The sequence below is a fragment of the Acetobacter orientalis genome (assembly GCF_000963965.1).
Lineage (GTDB): Bacteria > Pseudomonadota > Alphaproteobacteria > Acetobacterales > Acetobacteraceae > Acetobacter > Acetobacter orientalis.
On the sequence record NZ_BAMX01000014.1, the window covers coordinates 26,364 to 47,952 of the forward strand.

19 protein-coding genes are annotated in these 21,589 nt (G+C 52.5%); 11 read left to right on the forward strand and 8 right to left on the reverse strand.

Going from position 1 to position 21,589, the window contains the following annotated elements; all coding sequences use genetic code 11:
* Positions 1 to 23: 23 nt before the first annotated feature.
* The 5 genes from Abor_RS05860 (at position 24) to recO (ending at position 4,600) form a co-directional block, all read left to right on the forward strand.
* Positions 24 to 401: a hypothetical protein gene (locus Abor_RS05860; protein ID WP_052946370.1), complete on the forward strand. Its 378-nt coding sequence runs from the start codon at positions 24 to 26 to the stop codon at positions 399 to 401.
* A 258-nt stretch (positions 402 to 659) separates the two neighbouring features.
* The gene (locus Abor_RS05865) at positions 660 to 1,763 is read left to right on the forward strand and encodes an aromatic ring-hydroxylating oxygenase subunit alpha (RefSeq protein ID WP_048840912.1); all 1,104 of its coding nucleotides are present in this window, start codon (positions 660 to 662) and stop codon (positions 1,761 to 1,763) included.
* A gap of 158 nt (positions 1,764 to 1,921) precedes the next feature.
* Positions 1,922 to 2,725, forward strand: a complete 804-nt coding sequence (rpsB, locus tag Abor_RS05870; RefSeq protein ID WP_048840913.1) for a 30S ribosomal protein S2 — start codon at positions 1,922 to 1,924, stop codon at positions 2,723 to 2,725.
* Between the two features lie 126 nt (positions 2,726 to 2,851).
* Positions 2,852 to 3,757: a translation elongation factor Ts gene (gene tsf / locus Abor_RS05875; RefSeq protein WP_048840914.1), complete on the forward strand. Its 906-nt coding sequence runs from the start codon at positions 2,852 to 2,854 to the stop codon at positions 3,755 to 3,757.
* Positions 3,758 to 3,775: 18 nt separating this feature from the next.
* Positions 3,776 to 4,600: a DNA repair protein RecO gene (gene recO, locus Abor_RS05880; RefSeq protein WP_048840915.1), complete on the forward strand. Its 825-nt coding sequence runs from the start codon at positions 3,776 to 3,778 to the stop codon at positions 4,598 to 4,600.
* Here the strand turns inward: recO and Abor_RS05885 are convergent.
* Entirely contained in the window at positions 4,597 to 5,547 is a 951-nt protein-coding gene (locus Abor_RS05885; protein ID WP_048840916.1) for an alpha/beta hydrolase, read from the reverse strand. The two genes, recO and Abor_RS05885, sit on opposite strands and share 4 nt — an antisense overlap.
* Before the next feature lie 170 nt (positions 5,548 to 5,717).
* Between Abor_RS05885 and parC the strand changes: the two genes are divergently transcribed.
* The 3 genes from parC to Abor_RS05900 all read left to right on the forward strand — a co-directional run bounded on the left by parC (position 5,718) and on the right by Abor_RS05900 (position 10,469).
* The gene (parC, locus tag Abor_RS05890) at positions 5,718 to 7,925 is read left to right on the forward strand and encodes a DNA topoisomerase IV subunit A (RefSeq protein ID WP_048840917.1); all 2,208 of its coding nucleotides are present in this window, start codon (positions 5,718 to 5,720) and stop codon (positions 7,923 to 7,925) included.
* A gap of 307 nt (positions 7,926 to 8,232) precedes the next feature.
* Positions 8,233 to 8,655 carry an alternative ribosome rescue aminoacyl-tRNA hydrolase ArfB gene (gene arfB, locus Abor_RS05895; protein ID WP_048840918.1) on the forward strand — a complete coding sequence of 141 codons (423 nt, stop codon included), beginning with the start codon at positions 8,233 to 8,235 and terminating at the stop codon, positions 8,653 to 8,655.
* A gap of 122 nt (positions 8,656 to 8,777) precedes the next feature.
* Positions 8,778 to 10,469, forward strand: coding sequence for a hypothetical protein (locus Abor_RS05900; RefSeq protein ID WP_048840919.1), 1,692 nt, complete (start codon positions 8,778 to 8,780; stop codon positions 10,467 to 10,469).
* Between the two features lie 79 nt (positions 10,470 to 10,548).
* Here Abor_RS05900 and Abor_RS05905 read toward each other — a convergent pair whose 3' ends face one another.
* From Abor_RS05905 to Abor_RS05915, 3 genes are all read right to left on the reverse strand, one after another.
* Complete coding sequence (locus tag Abor_RS05905; RefSeq protein ID WP_048840920.1) at positions 10,549 to 11,292, reverse strand: arginyltransferase; 744 nt, start codon at positions 11,290 to 11,292, stop codon at positions 10,549 to 10,551.
* Positions 11,293 to 11,616: 324 nt separating this feature from the next.
* Entirely contained in the window at positions 11,617 to 12,621 is a 1,005-nt protein-coding gene (hemB, locus tag Abor_RS05910; RefSeq protein ID WP_048840921.1) for a porphobilinogen synthase, read from the reverse strand.
* 141 nt (positions 12,622 to 12,762) lie between these two features.
* Positions 12,763 to 14,220, reverse strand: coding sequence for an amino acid permease (locus tag Abor_RS05915; RefSeq protein ID WP_048840922.1), 1,458 nt, complete (start codon positions 14,218 to 14,220; stop codon positions 12,763 to 12,765).
* Between the two features lie 186 nt (positions 14,221 to 14,406).
* Between Abor_RS05915 and glyA the strand changes: the two genes are divergently transcribed.
* Entirely contained in the window at positions 14,407 to 15,696 is a 1,290-nt protein-coding gene (glyA, locus tag Abor_RS05920; RefSeq protein ID WP_048840923.1) for a serine hydroxymethyltransferase, read from the forward strand.
* 81 nt (positions 15,697 to 15,777) lie between these two features.
* Here glyA and Abor_RS05925 read toward each other — a convergent pair whose 3' ends face one another.
* Positions 15,778 to 16,854 carry a M14 family metallopeptidase gene (locus tag Abor_RS05925; protein ID WP_048840924.1) on the reverse strand — a complete coding sequence of 359 codons (1,077 nt, stop codon included), beginning with the start codon at positions 16,852 to 16,854 and terminating at the stop codon, positions 15,778 to 15,780.
* A 274-nt stretch (positions 16,855 to 17,128) separates the two neighbouring features.
* Between Abor_RS05925 and Abor_RS05930 the strand changes: the two genes are divergently transcribed.
* Positions 17,129 to 18,091: a TraB/GumN family protein gene (locus tag Abor_RS05930; protein WP_048840925.1), complete on the forward strand. Its 963-nt coding sequence runs from the start codon at positions 17,129 to 17,131 to the stop codon at positions 18,089 to 18,091.
* Here Abor_RS05930 and Abor_RS05935 read toward each other — a convergent pair.
* Positions 18,081 to 19,331 (reverse strand): DEAD/DEAH box helicase, encoded by a 1,251-nt coding sequence (locus tag Abor_RS05935; protein WP_232015048.1) that lies wholly within the window; start codon positions 19,329 to 19,331, stop codon positions 18,081 to 18,083. The two genes, Abor_RS05930 and Abor_RS05935, sit on opposite strands and share 11 nt — an antisense overlap.
* Before the next feature lie 182 nt (positions 19,332 to 19,513).
* Here Abor_RS05935 and Abor_RS05940 point away from each other — a divergent pair, with 182 nt between their 5' ends.
* Entirely contained in the window at positions 19,514 to 20,437 is a 924-nt protein-coding gene (locus tag Abor_RS05940) for a mitochondrial fission ELM1 family protein (protein WP_126621559.1), read from the forward strand.
* A gap of 46 nt (positions 20,438 to 20,483) precedes the next feature.
* Here Abor_RS05940 and Abor_RS05945 read toward each other — a convergent pair whose 3' ends face one another.
* Both Abor_RS05945 and serB read right to left on the reverse strand, forming a co-directional pair.
* A complete protein-coding gene (locus Abor_RS05945; RefSeq protein WP_048840927.1) occupies positions 20,484 to 20,678 on the reverse strand; it encodes a hypothetical protein in 195 nt (64 codons plus the stop codon).
* An 11-nt stretch (positions 20,679 to 20,689) separates the two neighbouring features.
* Positions 20,690 to 21,577 carry a phosphoserine phosphatase SerB gene (gene serB / locus Abor_RS05950; RefSeq protein WP_084594397.1) on the reverse strand — a complete coding sequence of 296 codons (888 nt, stop codon included), beginning with the start codon at positions 21,575 to 21,577 and terminating at the stop codon, positions 20,690 to 20,692.
* Positions 21,578 to 21,589 lie beyond the last annotated feature (12 nt).

Sequence of the window (21,589 nt, forward strand, 5' to 3'; positions counted from 1 at the left end):
CACAGCAAAAAAGGTTGAATATTATGACGTTAACAATGCGTATGGCTCTTTTGGGTGCGTCTTTTGTGCTGGCACCAAGCTTGGCTTTAGCGCAGGAGCAGGGCGCTAGTGCGCCCACAGCAGACTCCGCCGCGGCACAGGTTGGGAAGTCTCCCAAGGCAGCGCTAGATGAAAATGGTAAGCGTGTAGAACCATCTAAAAAACTCTGGACCAACCCCCGTACAGAGGCCGAGCAACCGGGCACGCAGCCGCCCTCTAACGCGGCACCGGCAGACTCGGGTAAAACCAAACATTATTCAGGCCACCATGGCCATGCCCACAAGGCAGATAAAGCAGCCCCTAATGGGCAGGAAGAAGGGCAAAGCGTGACCTCTCCCCTTTCGGGCGCAAAATCTAACTAAATTTGCCAGTGCTTTAAGCGTTAGGCAAAGCCGCTTTGGGTTGCGCCGTGGTGTTGTGTTCTACGCAATGCGGCGGGCCAAAGGCGGCTTTATTTTATACTGGGCTTTGCAGGTCTTTTCTGTGGTCGCTAAGCTGACATGCAGAGCCACGACTTGTCAGAGAGTAAAGTTAAGGCTCAATCGTGCCACAAAAGTGTGTGCAAGGCTTGCGTCTTTTCAGGGTGTAAGGCTTGCCTGCTGTGAAAGGATACGTAAGCCATGCTGGTGGAAGCCCCCCATAACCAGAATGCCGCTTTGGCAGATAAACCCGCGTACGACCTGCGCCAGATCGATTGTGACCCCAATTTTTGGTACCCGGTGGCGTGGTCTCATAAGGTGCGTAAAGGTAAGGCGTTTGCTGCGCGTTATGCGGGCCACCCTATTGCGCTGATTCGCCCAGAAAAAGGCCCAGTTTACGCGCTAGAAGACCGCTGCGCCCACCGGCAGGTGCCCCTCAGTAAAGGGCTGGTTGAGGGCGATTGTATAAAGTGCTGCTACCATGGCTGGGCGTTTGACCGGGCTGGCAAATGCGTAACTGTACCCTACCTTAACCGTGAAGATGTGGGCCGCCCCGTTAAGGCTTACCCCTGCCGCGAAAAAGCAGGCCTTATCTTTATTTTCCCCGGTGACCCGGCCTTGGCGGAAAGTGTGCCTTTGCCCGCAGTGGCGCAGGTTGGTAACCCAGACTACAAAACCCGCCTGTTTAGCCCGCGCTTAAAATGCCACTATAGTTTTATGCATGAAAACCTGATGGACATGAACCATCAGTTTCTGCACCGCCGCCAAATGGGCTCTATTACCGCTCGTTTTTTGGGGCAGGATAAGGGCGAGAACTTTCTGGAAGCCCGCTACAGCTTTGCGCGTAAGGGCGGCAACCAGCCGCTGGCTGAAGCCCTTATTTTTGGCAAACACCACGACCTAGAAGGCCGTGAACAGCCAGTTGAAGAAGTGGTGTCTATCCGTACTACCTACCCATACCAGACCCTGAAAATTCATGACAAAGATGGTGATCTGATTATGGATTTGTGGGTGTGCTACGTGCCCTTGGGGGCAGACCAGTTGGGCACACAAACTTTTGGTCTGCTGTCGGTTAAAAAGCCAAAATGGGGCTTTTTGCTCGACCTTGCCTGGCCCGCGCTGGGCATTTTTACGCACCGGATATTTGAAGAAGACCGCGAAATTGTTGAAATGGAACAAAAAGCGTGGCGCGAACTAGGAGGGGATCACAATATTGAGGTCTTCCCGATTGTAAAATCTTTGCGGGCGCTTTTGGCGCGTGAGGGTGTGCCAAACAGGGCAGCTAAGCCAGTAAGTAAGGGCTGAAACCATAGTTTCACTTGCATAAAGGCGTAAAAACCGCCATATGGGCCTCGCTTGGCCCAGGCCGGGACGACGCACGCGAAGCCTTTACACCTCTGGTGTCCTGCAAAACAGGGCGGTGCTTCGCGGAGGATTAACCAGAATGGTAGGATTTATGCCCGATGGCGATGCCCGATTTCACACTCCGCCAGCTGCTTGAAGCTGGTGTTCACTTTGGTCACCACACACGCCGCTGGAACCCGCGCATGGCGCCGTACCTGTTCGGTGTGCGTAACCAGGTTCACATCATCGACCTGCAGCAGACCGTTGGCCTGCTTGACCGCGCTCTTCAGGCTATCCGTAACACGGTTGCCGGTGGTGGCCGCGTTCTGTTTGTTGGCACCAAGCGCGCCGCAGCAGAACCGATTGCTGAAGCTGCAAAACGTTGCGGCCAGTATTATGTAAACCACCGTTGGCTGGGCGGTATGCTCACCAACTGGAAAACCATCACAGGCTCTATCAAACGCCTGCGCCAGATTGAAGAAATGCTGGACGGTGGTACGGCTGGTCTGACCAAGAAAGAAATTCTTGAACTGACCCGCGACCGCGACAAGCTGGAACGCTCTTTGGGTGGTATTAAGGAAATGGGCGGTCTGCCCGATATCCTTTTCATTATCGACACCAACAAAGAAAAGCTGGCTGTTGAAGAAGCTAACAAACTGGGTATTCCGGTTGTTGCTATTCTCGACAGTAACTCTGACCCCAAAGGCGTCACCTTCCCGGTACCAGGTAACGATGACGCAATTCGCGCTATCTCCCTGTACTGTGACCTGGTGTCTTCTTCTGTGCTGGACGGTATCTCTGCAGAACTCGGTGCTTCTGGCCAGGACTTCGGTGCGTCTGAAGAACTGCCTGTTGACCCAGCTCTGGAAGTTGAAGCTGCTGCTGCTCCGGCAGAAGAAGCTCAGGCTCCGGCTGCAAACTAATTGACTGTTTACAGGCGGGTGCAATGTGCCCGCCTGTTTGCAGCTAAGGATTGTGTGCCTGCGCGCAGGCACGTTACGGTGCGCGCCCCTAGATGGGCGCGTTCCGGTTTTTAAGGAGAGACAGATATGGCGGCCATTACAGCTGCACTGGTTAAGGAACTGCGCGAAAAAACTGGCGCAGGCATGATGGACTGCAAAAAAGCCCTGAACGAAGCCAACGGCGAAATTGAAGGCGCCATTGACTGGCTGCGTACCAAGGGCCTTGCTGCGGCTGCTAAAAAATCTGGCCGTACGGCTGCTGAAGGTCTGGTTGGCGTTGCCTCCGAAGACAAAAAAGCTGCTATGGTTGAAGTTAACGCTGAAACAGACTTTGTTGCCCGCAACGAAGCTTTCCAGAACTTTGTTGAAAGCGTTGCCAAGGTTGCCCTTAAAGTGGGCGAAGACCTTGAAGCAATTAAAGCGGCAACACTTGAAACCGGCCGTACAGTTGCTGATGAACTGACGCACCTGATTGCGACCATTGGCGAAAACATGTCTCTGCGTCGTGCTCGCGTGTTTACAGTGCCGTCTGGCGTTGTCGCAACGTACGTGCATGGTGCCCTGCGCCCCGGCCTTGGCAAAATTGGCGTTTTGGCTGCTATTGAAGCCCCTTCTGCTGATGATGCGATTGCACAGCTTGGCCGCCAGATTGGTATGCATGTTGCTGCAACCCGTCCGTCTTCTCTGGACGTAACCAGCCTGAACCCTGAAGAAGTAGAGCGTGAACGCGCTGTGCTGATCGAGCAGGCTCGTGCCTCTGGTAAGCCAGAAGCCATCATTGAAAAAATGATCGAAGGCCGCATCCGTAAGTTCTATGAAGAAGTTGTTCTTCTGGAGCAGGTTTGGGTGCATGACGGCGAAAGCCGCGTGAAAAGCGTTCTGGAAAAAGCTGGCGTTAAGCTGGTTGGCTTCGACCGCTTCCAGCTTGGTGAAGGCATTGAAAAAGAAGCTGATGACTTTGCAGCAGAAGTTGCAAAAGTTTCTGGCGTCTGATTTCAGGCTGATCGCTGAATGATGAACAAGGGCGGGACTTCCCACGATTGGGAGGCTCCCGCCCTTGTGCTTTCTGCCGCCCCATTGGGGGAGGCAAACGCCCGTGTACATGTCTTGACCGAAGAGCACGGGCTTGTGCGCGGTGTGGCCTATGGCGCGCGCTCGCGCGCGGGCAGTGCGCTATGGCAACCGGGCAATGTTGTTAAAACTCGGTTTCAGGCACGCACGACAGGGGCTATGCCCCGCCTGTCTGGCGAAATGCTCTATGGCTGTGGTTTTCGGCTGCTTGATGCGCCACTCGCCCTTTCCATGATGCAATCTGTGTGTGTATTGGCAGACACTGCTTTGCCTGAAGGCGAGCCTTGCCCGCTGCTTTTTGCACAAACGGTTAAGCTGCTTACTTTTTTGGGTGTTGACCCGGCTCTCTCTGAGCGTGAAGGTTTACCGCAGGTTGTTAGGTGGGAGTTGGCCTTGCTGGCCGACCTTGGTTTTGGCCTAGATTTATCGTGCTGTGCGGTAAGTGGGGCAACAACTGGCCTTGCTTACGTTTCACCACGTACTGGGCGCGCTGTTACGCAAGAGGCAGCGGGCGCATGGCAAGACCGCCTGCTACCATTGCCAGACTTTTTACTAACTGAAGACGATACCGGCACCCTACAAGACTGGGTAGCAGGCTTAAAACTAACCGGATATTTCCTTGCGCGCGATGCATATGGCCAGCGCCACCTGCCTTTACCTGCCGCGCGCGAGCGGTTGTCTCTGCGTGCAGAAAGGGCGCTGCTGCCTGACCCTGTGCCGCACCAGCCCGACGGGAGAGAGGGTTTTGGGCTGGCTCCAGACTAAAGCAAAAAGCGCTGTGTATGCAGCCAGTTTTCGGCCAATGTAGCCCATGGTGTGTGGCCAAAGCATTGTGTTAAACCAAACCCGTGCCCTCCGGTTTCTAGCACGTAGCGGGTTACGGGTACGTGGTGCTCTAGGCAGGCATTTTGCAATATGGCTGTGTTGGCCACGTTGGCTATGGGGTCATCAGCGGCTTGTACTAAAAAGAACGGTGGGCAGGCTTCTGTTACATAGGTTTGCACAGACCATGCCTGCGCTTGGGCCAGTGTGGGGTGGGGGCCAAGTAAACTGCGGTGCGTTTGGGTAGTATCGTAGGGTGGCATAAGGGTTACAACGGGGTAGGCTAACAGGCTGCACGCAATGTGCGGGGTAAGCGTATCAAGGCTGTCAAGTGGGGTATAAGTTTGCCAGTCTGGCCGGGTTGCAAGCATACCCATAAGGTGCCCCCCGGCAGAAAAACCTAAAACGCCTAGCCTGTTTGTAGCGAGGCCAAAGGTTGTGGCTTTGCTGTGCATGAGCCTAAGGGCGCGTTGTGCGTCTTGAAATGGTGCAAGAGCAGCACTCTGCCACCCTTCGGTGGGCAGCCGGTAGGTAAGCACAAAAGCGGTTATGCCTAGGCTGTTTAACCACGCGGCAGCCGCAAGCCCTTCTTTGCGCATAACAATGTGCTTGTAGCCTCCGCCGGGGGCTACCAAAACAGCCGCGCCGTTAGGGCGTGCTGGGCGGTAAATATCAAGCATAGGCGTTGCAATAGCAGAGAGCGTGCCGTGGCGAGATATATCGGGCGTGTTTGTATGCGGGCCACCACCACCGGGTGGGGTACTGGGCCAGAGCGGCAGGCTAATAAGGGGGGCAAGTGCAGCAAGAGGTGTTGCACCAGCAAAACCGTATGGCACTGTTGTTGCGCTGGCAGCAGCGGCTAAAAAGCGGCGTCTGGTATAAAAGTGCATACGGACTCCTGAGTGCTAAGGTAGAGTGGCTTAATGTAGTGGCCTAAGCGGTGCAGAATAAAGCCACCAGCTTGCAGTGAGCAGATACGCTTGGGGGCTGGAACAAAATGGCATCCGGGGCTATGTGTGGCGCTGGGCTATGGTGCACACAGTGTGTTCGGGAGCAAAAAATGAGCGAAACCCTTGAAGGCCGCGTAGAAGAGACGAAGCTGGCAGAGGCTCTAAGTGAGCGGTATCTGGCTTACGCACTTTCTACTATTATGTCTCGCTCTCTGCCGGACGTGCGTGATGGGCTTAAGCCTGTGCACCGCAGGCTGGTTTATGCCATGCACCAGCTTAAATTAGACCCTACCTCGGGCTTTAAAAAGTGCGCTCGTGTGGTGGGTGACGTTATTGGTAAATTTCACCCCCATGGTGATGCATCTGTTTACGAAGCGCTTGTGCGTTTGGCGCAAGACTTTGCCGCCCGCTACCCCTTGGTAGAAGGCCAAGGCAATTTTGGCTCCATTGATGGTGATAACGCAGCCGCAATGCGTTATACTGAAGCCCGCCTGACCGAAGTTGCCCGCGCCCTGCTAGACGGCATTGAAGATGATGCTGTTGATTTTCGCCCCACGTATGATGGGGAAGAAAATGAACCCCTGGTGTTGCCAGCGGCTTTCCCCAACCTGTTAGCCAATGGGGCGGCAGGTATTGCTGTGGGTATGGCTACCAGCATACCCCCCCACAATGCGGGCGAGGTCTGTGCGGCAGCAGCTTTGCTGGTGCGTAAGCCTGACAGTACGACGCAAGACCTGCTGGCTCTTATGCCGGGGCCAGACTTTCCGACCGGTGGGTTGATTGTTGAAGATGCAGACAGCATTTTACGGTCTTACGAGACAGGGCGCGGCAGCTTTAGAATGCGTGCCCGCTGGACGGTTGAGCAGGGCCGTTTTGGTACGTGGCAGATTGTTGTAACCGAAATTCCCTACCAAGTGCAGAAATCGCGCTTGATAGAGCAGGTTGCAGACTTACTTGAGCAGAAAAAACTGCCCCTGCTGGGCGATATTCGTGATGAAAGTACCGATGAAATTAGGCTTGTTTTAGAGCCAAAAACACGCGGTATTGAGCCAGAAGTGTTAATGGAAACCATGTTTAGAGCCACGCAGCTTGAAAGCCGCTTTGGCCTGAACATGAACGTACTTGGCCCTAACCGCACCCCCGGTGTTATGGGCTTGAAAGACGTGTTGCGGGCATGGCTTGACCACCGCCACGAAGTGCTGGAGCGCCGCAGCCGCCACCGTTTGGAGGCTGTAGAACGCCGCCTTGAAATTCTGGCTGGTTTTCTGGCGGTTTATTTGAACCTAGACGAAGTTATTCGCATTATTCGGGAAGAAGATGACGCGAAGGCCAGCCTGATCCAGACATTTTCGTTGACCGACCTACAAGCTGAGTCTGTGCTCAATATGCGCTTGCGGAGCTTGCGGCGGCTTGAAGAAATGGAAATTCGGAAAGAGCACGAAAAGCTCTCTGCTGAGCAAGCGGATCTGCTTACCTTGCTGGGTGATGAAAAACTGCGCTGGAAACGTATTGCCAAAGAGCTGGACGGTATGGTCAAGCAGTTTGGTACAGGCAAATTGGGCCAGCGTCGCAGCACCTTGCAAGACGCACCAGAGCCGGTTGATATTTCAGTCATTGAAACGGTCGATCGTGAACCAATAACCGTTATTCTCTCTCAAAAAGGGTGGGTGCGGGCTGTCAAAGGCCATTCTATCGACCTTGAAAACCAAAAGTTTAAAGAGGGGGATAGCCTGAAACTGGCTATACCGTGCCAGACAACAGACAAACTGTGTTTCTTTGCGACAGATGGCAGGGCCTTTACGGTTAAAAGCTCTGACGTGCCCCGCGGCAGGGGCGATGGGCAGCCAGTGCGCCTGTTGTGTGACCTCTCTAACGATGAAGATTTGGTGGCCGTATTTGCCATTAAAGAAGGGGCCAAACGTTTGGTGGCCTCAAGCGCTGGGCGCGGCATGTTGGTAGAAGAAGAGGCCTTGGTGGCGGAAAAACGCTCAGGCCGTCAGGTTCTTAACTTAAAAGAGGGTGAGTTTACCTGCATTTGCAGCCCCGCTGAGGGCGATTACGTAGCTGTGGTGGGCGATAATAGGCGTTTCCTTATTTTCCCGACAGAACAACTGCCGGTTATGGCGCGCGGGCTGGGCGTGGCCCTGCAAAAATACACCGATGGTGGCTTGCGCATGGCAATGGTCTTTTCAGCCGAGGAAGGTTTGCTGTGGCCCGGCGCAGTTCGTGTGCGCCAGTTTGCAGACCTACAAGATTGGGTAGGAAAACGGGCAGCTGTTGGTAAATCTGCACCACCATGGGCCACTAAAAAAGCCTAAAATTAAACGCAAAGGCACAAGAGCACTGCGTTTGGTAAGCAGTTGCTGTTGTGCCTTTTGTATGAGGCTATGAGGCTATGAGGTGTAAAACGAACTCTTTTAGAGGTGGTTTCAAAAAATAAGAGCCGGAATTGACAGCGTATTTTTGAAACACCCACTTAGAACCATTGGGAGTAGAGCGTACGAAGGTGGAAGAGGTTGCCTCAAAGAGGGCTAGGCCGCCAGAGAGTATGCTTGCCCTGCCTGTGTAAGCGCGCAGGCGAGTTATAGGTCTTTCTGCTTGGCAGAAACGTGCTATGCGCAGTGCATGGCAATTCAAATTTTACCCACACTGTCTTTGGCTGAGACTGAGCTTGAGGTGAGCTATATTTTAGCATCAGGCCCCGGTGGGCAAAACGTTAATAAGGTCGCGACAGCCGCACAGTTGCGCTTTAATGCGGCTGCGTCTCCCGCATTATCTGAGCGTATTAAACAACGTTTGCTAGAAATTGCAGGCAGTCGCGCCACGCGCGATGGCGTTATAGTTATTACAGCCCGGCGCTTTAGAACCCAATTGCGCAACCGCGAAGATGCCATAGAACGACTTGCTGACCTTATAAGAGAAGCCGCACACCGCCCAGCATACCGGGTGGCAACCCGCCCAAGCCGCGCCGCCAAAAGGCGGCGTTTAGACGGTAAGGCCCACAGAGCAACCTTAAAGCGCCAGCGTACAGTAAGGTTTGATGATTAGACTGCAATATGTGTTGCTTATTAGAGGTGCTGCTTTTGTAAGTTGAGATGGTTTACATAGTTAATAAATGCTATGGGCCCATTTTAAATGCAGAACGAAACTTTTTATTAAGGCACTTAGATATGGCAACGCGACAAGAATATACGGGAGAAGAAAATGGATATTTCTCATTCCCGCTACGTTTTTTGTTTTATACGCTGTTTTCTTTCATCTCTGGCTCTATTTGTTACCATTATGGAATGCATTTTTATATAGATTCAGATGAAGCCAATTACTATTTGGCTGCGCAGGATATGGCGCATGGTAATTTTACTTTGAAAGGTTGGGTGTTTTCTCCAGATAATTTTTGGTTAATCGATATTCTCGGTATGGCCACGCTTATAAAATTCGGTGGATTAGGTATAACCGCTCCCCATTTGATGGCAGCTATCTGGTGGGCAGGTGTTACGTTTTGTGCCTTATGTTTAGCTAACCCACCGCAGAAAACATGGTCGTGGGTGAGGTGCTTACCTGTCATTCTGTTTATTGCATTTCCGCCTTTATATGAACACAGACCTTCGGGGTTTATTACGTTTGTGCCATATCATGTAGGTACGCTATTTTATGGGTTATGTGGCCTTGTCGCGGCACAAATGATTTCTATACGTAAAAATAGTGTCATAAATTATCTGCTTCTGGGCATTACTGCGTTACCAATTTTCACCAGTGATTTTTTTGGTGTGGTTTTTTATGTCATGCCACTTGTTTTTGTAAGTTTGCTTTTTCGCTTAAAAGGCGAGAACACAGTGCCGCCTAAAGGTCTTATTACAGCGTTTGGTATAGCGTTTATTATTTCTGAACTTGTTAAAATATATGTTCATCATAGTGGTGGATTTGTTGCCCACACACTTCATTCAAAATTCATTTCTATAGAAGAAATGCCATCTAAAATAATATATACGATGAAATCAGTATTCGATTTTTTTGGTGTGGATTTTTTCGGTCATAAAGTTGGTAGCGCTATTCCTGATTTAATAAAATTAATTCCTTTTTTGGTTTTTTGTTTATTTTTATATAAAAAAATAAAAAACAGAAAAGCCTACTGTTTGATAGGTTTTGATTATATTTCATCATCTTTATTTTTGGGTGGAACGATAATATTTTTTGCATCCCTATTTTCTGATTTTTCTTTGTATAAAGAGGATATTATTAGATATCTTCTTCCATTTTTTGTATTTTATATTTTAATATATACGAGAAATGCTCAAATAAATAAATTTCTATTTTTGGTGCCATGCTTTCTGATTTCCATAGTTTATATTTCAACATGGGGTACGATTACTAAAACAAAAAGTTCTTTCAAGGATATTTTTGGCGTTCATCATCAAATGGACACTGCTTATATTGAAGAAAAACTCAAAGAAAATAATTTGCGCTTGGGGTATGCAGGTTACTGGGAAGCGTCTGTGGTTACAGCGAATAGTCAAGGAAGGTTTTTATCTAGAGCAATAAAAGTGAGTGAAAGAGAAGTATCGAATTCTCCTTTAGGGCATGATCAATGCCAATTATCTCCTTATGTATGGATTAGTAAATTAGATTGGTACAAAAAATCTAATTTTGAGAATGAAAAACAGATATTTTTCATTACACATATTTATGGAGAAGAGCACGATAGCTGGCTTTTACAGGATCGTGTTATTAATAACTTAGGGCAGCCTGATAAAATTATACCTTTGGGTGATAATTTAGCTATTGATGTTTATAATACAGAGCGTGTTTTTGCGTGTCAGTCTTTATATACTTGGGAAAAACACGGAAAAAGAGTCGATTTGTGAAACGGGTAATAGCTCTGCTTCATGGAGAGCTATTGACTGTTTAAAAATAGAGTTAGTTGGTGCTGTGCGGACTTTTTGGTTATTCCGCCCCTTCTGGTGGGTGTTTGGGGTTTAAGTCTTGCCATGTACCGTGGTGGAGTATTTCTGCTGGGCGGTAGCGGGATTTGTAGGTCATTTTGGCGCTACCGCGCACCCAGTAGCCAAGATACAGGTAGGGCAGCCCCAAGGACTTGGTTTTTTCAATAAGCGCTAAAATAACAAAGCTCCCTAATGAGCGCTGTGGGGCGTCAGGCTCGTAAAAGCTGTAAACGGCAGAAAGCCCGTCTTCCAATTGGTCTATAAGACAGGTGGCAATAAGGGTTTGCTCCGCGGTGCGGAATTCGGCCAGCAGGGTTTGCACGGGGGTATCTTCTACCATTGTGCGGTATTCTGTGGCGGTCATGCTGGCCATTTCGCCATCTGTGTGGCGTGTGTCTTGGTAGCGCGCAAACAGGGCGTATTGCTCTGGGGTGGCAAGGGGCGGCACAAGGGTTGCCCGTAGGTCTGCATTGCGCCGGATAGTACGTTTTTGGGTGCGGTCTGGTGTAAAGCGGTTAACTGGCAGGCGTATGGGTATGCAGGCTGTGCAGTTTTCACACATTGGGGCGTAGGCCAGAGTATGGCTGCGCCTAAACCCGGCGCGAGACAGGCGGCTATGGAGGGCATCTGCCTGCGGTACGGCTAGGTCTGCAATAATTTTCCGCTCTGTTCTATTGGGCAGATACGGGCAGGGGAGGGGCGCTGTTGTATAAAAAAACTGCGAATGGCGCAGTGAGGAAACCATGCATCCTGTCCGGTAAAAATAAAGCTATGCCATTTTAGGCAGTTCTGGAGGCTGTTGCAAAAGGTCAGAGATAAAAAATATCGCTGTGTTTTTTTCTGTTTGAGCAGGTAAGCTTAGTCGGCTTGAGGCTGTGGATTCTAAGGTAAAAAGCCAACAAAGTTAGGTGTAAAAAAGCACATTAAGCAGCTTTGCTAACGTGTTGAAGCGCGTTTAAACCTGCACCAAAAAGACGAGATGTAGTTTAGCAGTATGCTGGGGTATGCGCACCCCGTTTTGCTAGGCAAAAGGGTGGCATACCCGCATACACACATCAAAATATGACGATTAGACGCCGTAGGTTTCTTTAATACGTTCGGCGGCTTCAACGGCAAAGTAGGTAAGCACGCCATGTGCACCGGCACGGCGGAAGGCTAGTAGGCTTTCCATAACCGCCCGTTCGTGGTCGAGCCAGCCGTTACGGATAGCGGCCATGAGCATGGCGTACTCGCCAGACACTTGGTAGGCAAAGGTTGGCACGGCAAACGTGTCGCGCACACGGCGTACAATATCAAGGTACGGCATGCCGGGTTTGACCATGACCATATCGGCCCCTTCGGCAATGTCCATTTCGACTTCGCGCAGGGCTTCGTCGCTGTTGGCGGGGTCCATCTGGTAGGTTTTCTTGTCGCCCTTGAGCTTGTCGCCAGAGCCAAGCGCATCACGGAAGGGGCCATAAAAGGCAGAGGCATATTTGGCGGCGTAGGACATGATGCGGGTGTTCACCAGATCATTGTCATCCAGCGCCATACGCATGGTGCCAATGCGGCCGTCCATCATGTCTGAGGGGGCAATAATATCGACCCCGGCAGCAGCTTGGTTAATGGTTTGCTGCGTAAGAATGGCAACAGATTCATCATTTTCGACGTATCCGTTACGAATTACGCCGTCATGGCCATGGCTGGTGTAGGGGTCTAGGGCTACGTCACCGACCAAAGCAACACCCGGAAATTCCTTTTTGAGCAGGCGGGCTGCGCGGCACATCAAGTTATCTGGGTTTAGGGCTTCTGTGCCCTCTGCATCGCGTACTTCTGTTGGGGTGACGGGAAACAGGGCAAGGGCAGGTATGCCCAGCTTGGCAGCGGGTTCAACATGGGCTGCAAGCCGGTCTAGAGTGACACGGTGCACACCGGGCATGGAGGCCACTTCTGTTACGGTGTTTGTGCCTTCCGTAAAGAAAATAGGCCAGATGAGGTTGTTGATGCCCAAAGCATTTTCTGCAACCAGACGGCGCGTTGCGTCATCAAAACGGTTGCGGCGGGGGCGGGCCAGAGGGAAGCGACCTGCCTTCATGGGCGGGATCTCCTTGCGTGTCGGTAGCCTGACGCCGGGCAAGGAGTTTGTGCGGCATATATCAGGGCAAAAACCAACGGGGTGAACAGCAAGGCGGAGTATGCCCGCCTTGCTGTGTTATGCAACCCCGCCGGGCAGATATCAGGAACGCGCCAGTTTACTCTGGTAACGCCCGTAGCCCAAGTAAATGACCATACCAATGGCAAGCCATACAACCAGACGGATCCATGTCAGTTTATCTAGCGAGAGCATGACAGACCCGCAGGAGAGAATGCCCAGTACGGGAATAATATCGCCCCCCGGTACACGAAACGCGCGGGTGGCGTTTGGTGCTTTGCGGCGCAGGACCATAACGCCTGCACACACCAGCACAAAGGCCAGCAACGTGCCAATAGAGGTCATGTGCCCAAGGTCTGAAATAGGCAGAAAGGCTGCTAAGATGCTGGTAATAAGCATAAAAAACAGGTTGGAAAGCCACGGTGTTTGAAAGCGAGGGTGCGTTTTGCTGAACATTGGCGGCAGCAGGCCATCTCGCGACATAGCAAAAAATACGCGGCTTTGGCCTAAAAGCAGGCCCATGAGCACAGAGGTAAAGCCGCAAATAATGCCAATTTTAATGGCCAGTTGCAGCCAATGGAAAGGCGTGTGGTTAATGGCTGTGGCAACGGGGGCGGCATCGCCTAGCATGTCTTTGTAGTTGACCAAACCGGTCATGACAAAAGAGAAGCAGACGTAAGCCAGAGTGCACACCAGCAAGCTGCCCAAAATGCCTATTGGCATATCTCGGGCGGGGTTTTTGGTTTCTTGGGCGGTGGTAGAGACGGCGTCGAAACCAACATAGGCAAAGAAAATAGTGCCTGCGGCCCGCATAACGCCTGAAAAGCCAAAATGGCCAAACGTGCCATCGTTAGGCGGAATAAAGGGGTGGTAATTGCTGGGGTGAATGTAGGAAATGCCAAACCCGATAAAGGCTGCAATAATAAGCAGCTTAATGGTGACAATAACCGCATTAACCTGCGCAGACTGCGAAATGCCGCGAATAAGAATAAGAGAAACCAGCCCAATAATGGCGGCTGCGGGCAGGTTGACCAAGCCGGAGGTCATGCTGCCATCTGGCATTTGCACTGTTTCAAAAGGTGATGCGGTAAAGCGTGGCGGGAGCACCAGCCCCCATGAATCGAGCAAAGACACCACATAGCGCGACCAGCTTACGGCAACTGTTGCAGCACCCACGGCGTATTCTAGCACCAAGTCCCAGCCGATAACCCATGCTACGAGTTCACCCAAGGTAACGTAGGCGTAGGTGTATGCGCTGCCTGCAATAGGGATCATGCTGGCAAGCTCGCTATAGCATAAGCCTGCGAATCCGCACGCGAGGGCTGCGATCATAAAGGCTAGAACAACGGCTGGGCCTGCATTTTCAGAGGCAGCAATACCTGTAAGCGAAAACAGACCAGCCCCAATGGTTGTGCCCACACCTAAGGCAATAAGACTGCCCGGCCCCAAGATACGCTTAAGTCCTGGCTTGGTTTCCAGCTTGTCCAGCGGCATGCACCGAGTGAACGCTGAGGCTGCGGAGGAGGCAGGCCTGTCCGTCATCAAATTTTTCTCCTGTCAGAACCACAGCGAAAACGGTAAAGAAGCGCCGTGGTGGTCTTGCTGCTATAGAGAGGCTAGAGTGGCCGTCTTAGCAAGATGTGTTTTTAACGTAACGAAAACTGGCCGGGTGTCTATCAGGACGGCGCTTCGGACAGGATAAGTTGTATAAGCCAAGGGGTTTTCCTGATGAGCCAGACGGATCTGGATCGTTTTTTTCACGCACCGGTTACAGACGTTGATCCGGATGTTGCGGCCGCTCTGGCCAGCGAACTGAAGCGCCAGCAGGAAGGCATTGAGCTGATTGCCAGCGAAAACATGGTGTCTGAAGCCGTGTTGCAGGCACAAGGCAGCGTGCTGACCAACAAATATGCAGAAGGCTATGCTGGCCGCCGCTATTATGGTGGCTGCTCAGAAGTTGATAAAATTGAGGTGCTGGCCATTGAACGGGTTAAAACCCTGTTTGGTGCAGGTTTTGCTAACGTACAGCCACACTCTGGCGCCAACGCCAACCAAGCAGCCTTTATGGCGCTGGCTAAACCCGGTGACACCATTTTGGGCATGAGCCTTGCTGCTGGTGGACACCTGACCCACGGTGCGGCTCCTAACTATTCTGGCAAGTGGTTTAACGCCGTACAATACGGTGTACGCCGTGAAGACGGCCTGCTTGACTACGAAGAAATGGAAAAGCTGGCCCGCGAACATAAGCCAACCCTGATTGTGGCTGGTGGTTCTGCTTACCCACGGATTATCGACTTTGCGCGCTTCCGCCGGATTGCAGACGAAGTGGGTGCTGCCCTTATGGTGGACATGGCGCATTTTGCTGGTTTGGTGGCCGCTGGCCTGTACCCCAACCCGCTTGAGTATGCCGATATTGTGACCTCTACCACGCACAAAACCCTGCGTGGCCCGCGTGGTGGTCTGATTCTGACCAACGACGAAGCACTGGCTAAAAAAATCAACTCTGCGGTTTTCCCCGGCTTGCAGGGTGGCCCGCTTATGCATGTTATTGCTGGTAAAGCAGTAGCCTTTGGTGAAGCCCTGCGCCCAGAATTTAAAGACTACCAGAAAGCCGTGCAGAAAAACGCCAACGTGCTGGCAGAAGTGCTGGTTGAGCGTGGGTTTGACATTGTAACAGGCGGTACGGACTCTCACCTGCTGCTGGTTGACCTGCGGCCCAAGAAAGTGACCGGTAAAGCTGCTGAGCAGGCTCTGGAACGCGCTGGTATTACGGCGAACAAAAACGCTATTCCGTTTGACCCAGAAAAACCGGCCATTACTTCTGGCGTGCGTCTGGGTAGCCCCGCTGCAACAGCACGTGGTTTCCGTGAAGCAGAATTCCGCGCTGTTGGGGAAATGATTGACGAAGTGCTAACCGCACTGGCCGCTTCTGGTGGTGAGGGTGATGCTAAAGTGGAAAACGCAGTGCATGAACGCGTTAAAGCGCTGTGCGCCCGTTTCCCTATTTACACCAAATAAGGGTTTAGGTCTTTTAGAGGTGTACGAAGAAAGGGGGGCTTTGGCCTCCCTTTTTTTGTGCCGGGGGGGGGGCAATAGGCTTTAGCCCGGTTTGGCAAGCCTTACGGCTGTGTGGCCGCGCAAGGGGCGCAGGTTGGGCATAACCAGCAGGCAGTTGTTATAGGGGGTGCGAATTTCGTCTTGCCCATCTAGGGCCAGCAAAGTGCCCTTTTTGCGTATGAGCGCACCGTTGGTAAACGGTTTGACAAAGGCAAAGCCAGAGGTATGTGCCAGCACGCAATGGGTCACTGTTGCATGGCGGGCAGGGCATGGAGGCTGGGCAACCGCTGGTATTGCCTGAGTGACTGGTGCAAAGCCCATAGTAGGCTGCGCGTCTGGCGCTATAAGCCCTGTTTGGAGCAAAAACAGGGCGGCTGCCTGTGTGGCTGTGGCTTGGCTTTCTGGTTGCCAGTGTTGGCCTGCCTCTAGCAGGCACGCGGTAGCGCGTGTGCGGTTAGAGGCAAAGCGGGCATGGTCTATCAGGCGTGGCCCGTTTTCGTGCCCGGCATCTTGCACGACCCAAGGCTGAGTGGGGAGCAACCCAGACAACCTGTTGCCCAGCATAAGGCTTTTAGTGGTAAGGCCGCTTAGCAAAACCGGTGGGCCGGGCCAGAGCATGGAGTGAATATCAAGCAGGAGGTCGGCTGTTTCTATAATGGGGCAGATGGCCCGCACGCGTTGCATTTCAATAGACATATGCCGCGAGCGTATAAGCTCGGGGCACCAAAGGCGGTTCATGTCTTCTTCTACAAAGCGCGAAAGGGTAGGGCGCTGTGGGTCAAAGCGGGCAAAGGCTGCAATATTGAGAAAAATGAGGCTAAGCCGCCCCCGTATAGGGCGTATAGCCTGCGTAAGCAGCGTGTTGAGCGCGTAAGCTCCGGCAAATTCGTTACCGTGCATAAGAGCGGTAATAACGGCGTGTGGGCCGGGTGTTGGGGCTTCAAAGTGGTGTACGCCTTCTATGCCGCAATTACCGGCAAGCCATGGGCTTATGTCTGGTTGGGGTAAGGCAATCTCAAACTTGGGCAAGGGGTGCTGGGGTGGCGGCAAGACCTCAGACACAGTGCGAATACGAACACTCCCGCGCTCTGGGGCATGGCGGCGGAAGGCGCAACTCATGCACTGAGCAGCCTGTGTAGAGGTGTGGAAATGCAACCAGAGCAGAGGGCGTAAGCATGCATACAGCCGCCACTATGGTCTGGCTTTTGTAGGGGCGCAATGCCTTGTGCAAATGGACTGCGCAAATGTGAGAAACCGTTATGAGGGAAGTGTTATTTTAGTATGTGGCTTAGGGGAGCGAGGCCGATCCGAATATCATAAAAAAATAACACAATGTTACGGTATAGTTTTGTAAAATCAAACTCTTACTCCTTATCAAAAAGTAAAAATTATTATGAAACTTATGACGATTTTAGCCTCATGTGCTGTATCATTTATGGTGATGGGAACGGCTGTTGCCGCTGAAAAAGCCTGCCCGCCAGAGGCCACCAAACTAGAGATTGGAAACTTAAAAGAGGCTTTGAAGAACAGCCATAATAGAGGGTTTTTGTGGAAAATAACCAAGGATGGCCACGCATCATGGTTATATGGAACGATTCATGTTGCCCAGCAAAGCTGGTTGCTACCAGGGCCAGATGTTTTGCGGGCGGTGGCGCAAAGTCAGGTGGTTGGTCTTGAACTTGATTTATCCGACCCAGTAACGGTGCGTATATTGAGAGCCGCAGACAAGCCAGAAACAACAGCATGGTTGGTTAAGACCGGCCGCCAAAAAGCAGTTGCTGAAATAGCGCAACCATTGTGCCTCTCTCTTGCAGCTTTGGGAAATGTACCGCTTGCTACACAAGCAGAGGCACTGACTAGTAATGTGGGAAGAGGACTAGGATATTACTCAGCATACGGGATAGACTCGGTTTTTGCAGGATTAGCCCGCTCTACTCACCGCAAGTTGGTGCCCTTGGAAGAAGCAATAACCCAGCGTGTTCTGCTAGTGGGGCGGACGAAGGAAGAAGAAGCGAGAAAAATTGACGCTAACCTGAAAGCTATTGCTTCAGGCAAAGCTTTGTCCGGCTTGGTTGAAATTGCAACCATGTGGGACAAAAGTGATCTGCCAGCTATGGAAAAATACGCTACCGAGTGCGATAGCGCAGCAGATGTCTGTGCGCAGGACGAAGCGGTGATGGTTAGCCGCAACACTCATATGGCCCAGAAAATTGCTGACATGCATGATGCTGGCTTGAGGGTTTTTGCAGCCGTTGGGTCTCTGCATATGATGGGGCCTAATGGGTTGCCTGCTTTAATGAAAAAGCAGGGCTTTACTGTTGAACAGAGTGTGCCCGCAGTAAAAACTAGCCTTTAGTGCGCGGCTTTTTGGGGCTGGCTTCTGTCTCGGCTTCTGGCCGGGGGAGGGCTTGCTCTTCTGTTAGTACCCGCAGTTTTACGTTGGCCCCAACTTCTATGTGCCGAATTTTTTTGCGCTCGGTCATGCTGCACAGGGTTAGGGCGGTGCCGGTTTTGCCCGCCCGGCCTGTACGGCCAATGCGGTGCAGGTAGGTTTCGGCTTGGTCTGGGGGTTCCATATTAATAACAGTGCGGACATCGGGCACGTCTAGCCCGCGTGCGGCAATGTCTGTTGCAACCAGTATAGGGGTGCGGCCAGAGCTAAAACTGGCCACGGTCGCGTTACGCTGGGCCTGTGTTAGGTCTCCGTGTAGGGGGGCGGCACCCATACGGTATTTGCGCAGGGTGCTGGCAATTTGGTCTGCTTCGGCCTTTGTGTTGGTAAACACAATGGTGCGGCTTTTGCGGTCACGATTAAAAAAGGTTTTGAGAAAAGCGCCGCGCAGGGCAGGGTCTATAAAAAAGACACCTTGCCGAATAGGCCCGCGTTTTTCTGTTGTTTTTTCAACATGAATTTCAACCGGTTTGTGCAAAAGTTTTTGCACAAGTGGGGTAAGGTGCTTAGGAAAAGTGGCCGAGAAAAGCAGGGTTTGGCGCTGTTCTGGCAGGCTTTCAACCAGCGTTGCGCTTTCTTCAAAAAACTCTGGGGCAAACAGGCGGTCTGCCTCGTCTAGCACCACGCGGGTAAGGGTTGCGGGGTCTAGCTCGCCCATATGCACAAAGTCTAGCAGGCGGCCGGGGGTCGCAATAAGCACGCGCGGGCCGTTATGGTTGAGAGACTCTGCCTGTAAGGCGCGGTCTCCACCACCGTACAGGGTAATAATGCCCGGTGTGCCGCTTTTTTGGCGGGTATTTTTGGGGTCTAACCCCAAGCAGGTGCGAAACACGCCAGCCGTTTGCAGCACAAGCTCACGCGTGGGTACCATAACCAGTACATCGTAATGGCGGCGCACGCTGAGCAGGTGGTTGAGCATGGGCAGCGCATACGCGGCAGTTTTACCTGTGCCGGTAGGGGCGATAGCCAACACGTCTTTACCTTCTAGCACAGCGGGAATGGCTTGTTGCTGGATAGGGGTTGGGGTGTCCATGCCTGCTTGCGCGGCATGTGCGCACAAGGACGGCAGAAGGCCCATTGCCTCAAAGCTGTTGGACATGCTGGTTTTATCCGCCTTGACCGGGTTGAAAAACTGGCTTTGCATAACGCCATAATGGCCACTTGCCCATAGGGCGCACGCACAGAAAACCGCAGATACGCGGAAAAAAGCAGGGAAAGAGCCTGATGGTTGACCCGTTATACGCCCAAACGGAGCCGTTTTTTGAGAGCGGAGCAGACCCTACCCCCCCTGCACAGGCCCTTGTTGTGGGTGAAGATTTTGCAGGCATGCGCTCGCAAGCGCTGGGGCTGGTTGAGCGGGCAGGCTGGCAGGGGGCCTTTCGCGCCATACACCCAACCCGTGTGGCGCGTTTGGCGTTGCGTGGCCCAGCACTATGGCACCGCCCTTTTTTGCAAGACACGCAAGGGGTGCCCCTTATGCCTGCGGCCCAAGCCGCGCAGGCGGTTGTAAGCATTGGTGGTAAAGGCGGTGCTATTGGCGCGGCCTTGCGCAGTGCAGGCCGCCCGGTGGTGCAGATACAAAACCCCCGCCTGCCACTGCGCTATTTTGATCTGGTGATTGCCTGCGTGCATGACGAAATAAGCGGCCCCAACGTGTTGCTAGGCCGCACAGCCCTGCACGGGCTTACGCCAGAGGTACTGGCGCAAGCGCGGGCAGAGTGGGCACCCCGTTTTGCCCATTTACCCCGCCCGCTTATTGCTGGGCTTGTGGGTGGCTCTAATGGCCGCTTTACGTTGGGCGAGGGAGAGGCCGCCCGTCTTGGGGTTATTTTGGCCAAAGCTGTAGGCAAGCAGGGGGGCAGTTTGTTTGTGACTACGTCTCGCCGTACAGACCCCAAGGCACAGGTTGTGCTAACAGACTTAGTAGAGGCCGTAGGGGGCACGGTTTGGGACGGAGAGGGTGACAACCCTTACCGTGGCCTTATTGCCTGTGCAGACCACGTGGTGGTGACAACAGATAGCGTGTCCATGATTTCTGAGGCAGTGGCGGGGCAGGCTCCGGTTTCGGTGTTTCCGTTGCCCGGTAAGTCTCGCCGTATTGCCTGTTTTACCGATGTGCTTGAGCAGGCAGGCCGGGTGCGTATGCTGCACCCGCTCTCAGGTTTTGAAAAACTTGACCCATGGCCAGTTGAACCGCTGGACGATACCCCGGCCATTGCGGCCGAAATGCACCGTCGTTTAGGGTTTTAGGGCTATTTTAGCGCGTGGCAGCAAAGCGGCTTTATAAAAAAGCCGCTTAAACCCAAATGGTACCAAGCAAAATAAGTGTGCCCACAATAAGGGCCGCAACATGCCGCATAACGTGCTCTGGCGAGTCTGGCGGCAGAGCGAGGTAATACTGGAAACAATAAAACAGCAGACCACACCCGATAACGGCCAGAATGATTCTGGCAATCGGGAGGGATGAGAGGTCTCTTGGGTCAAGCTGCATGGGGTTGTTCCTTAGTCCCCAGAAAATAGGGTAACGGGGTAGCCTTGTGCAAACAGGGCCGTGCGTAAAGACGTATGGTTAATTTGTGCCGTAATAGCGTTACGCACAATGGGTTTGGCAAAAAAGGCAACGCCTAAACCGGCTTTATGCAGCATGGGTAGGTCGTTTGCACCATCACCAATGGCCAGTGTTTGCTCTGGGGCCAAACGGTGGTGCTGGGCTAAGGCTGTTAGTAGCTCAAGTTTCGTATCTGGCCCTAAAATTGGGTGGCCGGTCTCACCCGTTAAGGTGCTGTGTGCGGTAAGCAGGGTGTTAGCGTGGTTTTCTTGAAAGCCGCAAAGCTCTGCCACGCGGGAAGTAAAGAAGGTAAACCCACCAGAAACCAGAGCGGTGTAAGCCCCATGCGCACGCATGGTTTGCACAAGGGCTTTTGCCCCTTCGTTTAAGCGTACGTCTTGCCAGGCTTTTTCCATAAGGGATGCGGGCAGGCCTTTAAGCAGGGCCACACGTTCTTTTAGCGCTGTTGCAAAATCAAGCTCGCCATTCATGGAGCGGGCAGTAATGGCGGCAATTTTTTCACCAATGCCTGCGTGGCTGGCTAGGTCATCTAGCGTTTCGTTGGCAACAATAGTGCTGTCCATGTCTGACACAAGCAGGAGTTTGCGTCGGGCAGCCTGATGTGTCAGGAGCGCATCTATCGGTTTGTCTGCCAAGGCTTTACGCAAGGCAGGCAACTGGTCAACCGCGCTGGGGGGGCATGGAATATCCACCGCTTCTTCAGGAGAGAGAACGGTGGGGGGCTGTGTACCGTCCACAATGTCCCGTGCCAGGGCGATGGTGGCGGCATCCAGCGTGGTCGCGTCGCGTCGTGCGACAAGGGTCAGAACGAGGCTCATCATTTTTTAGGGGTG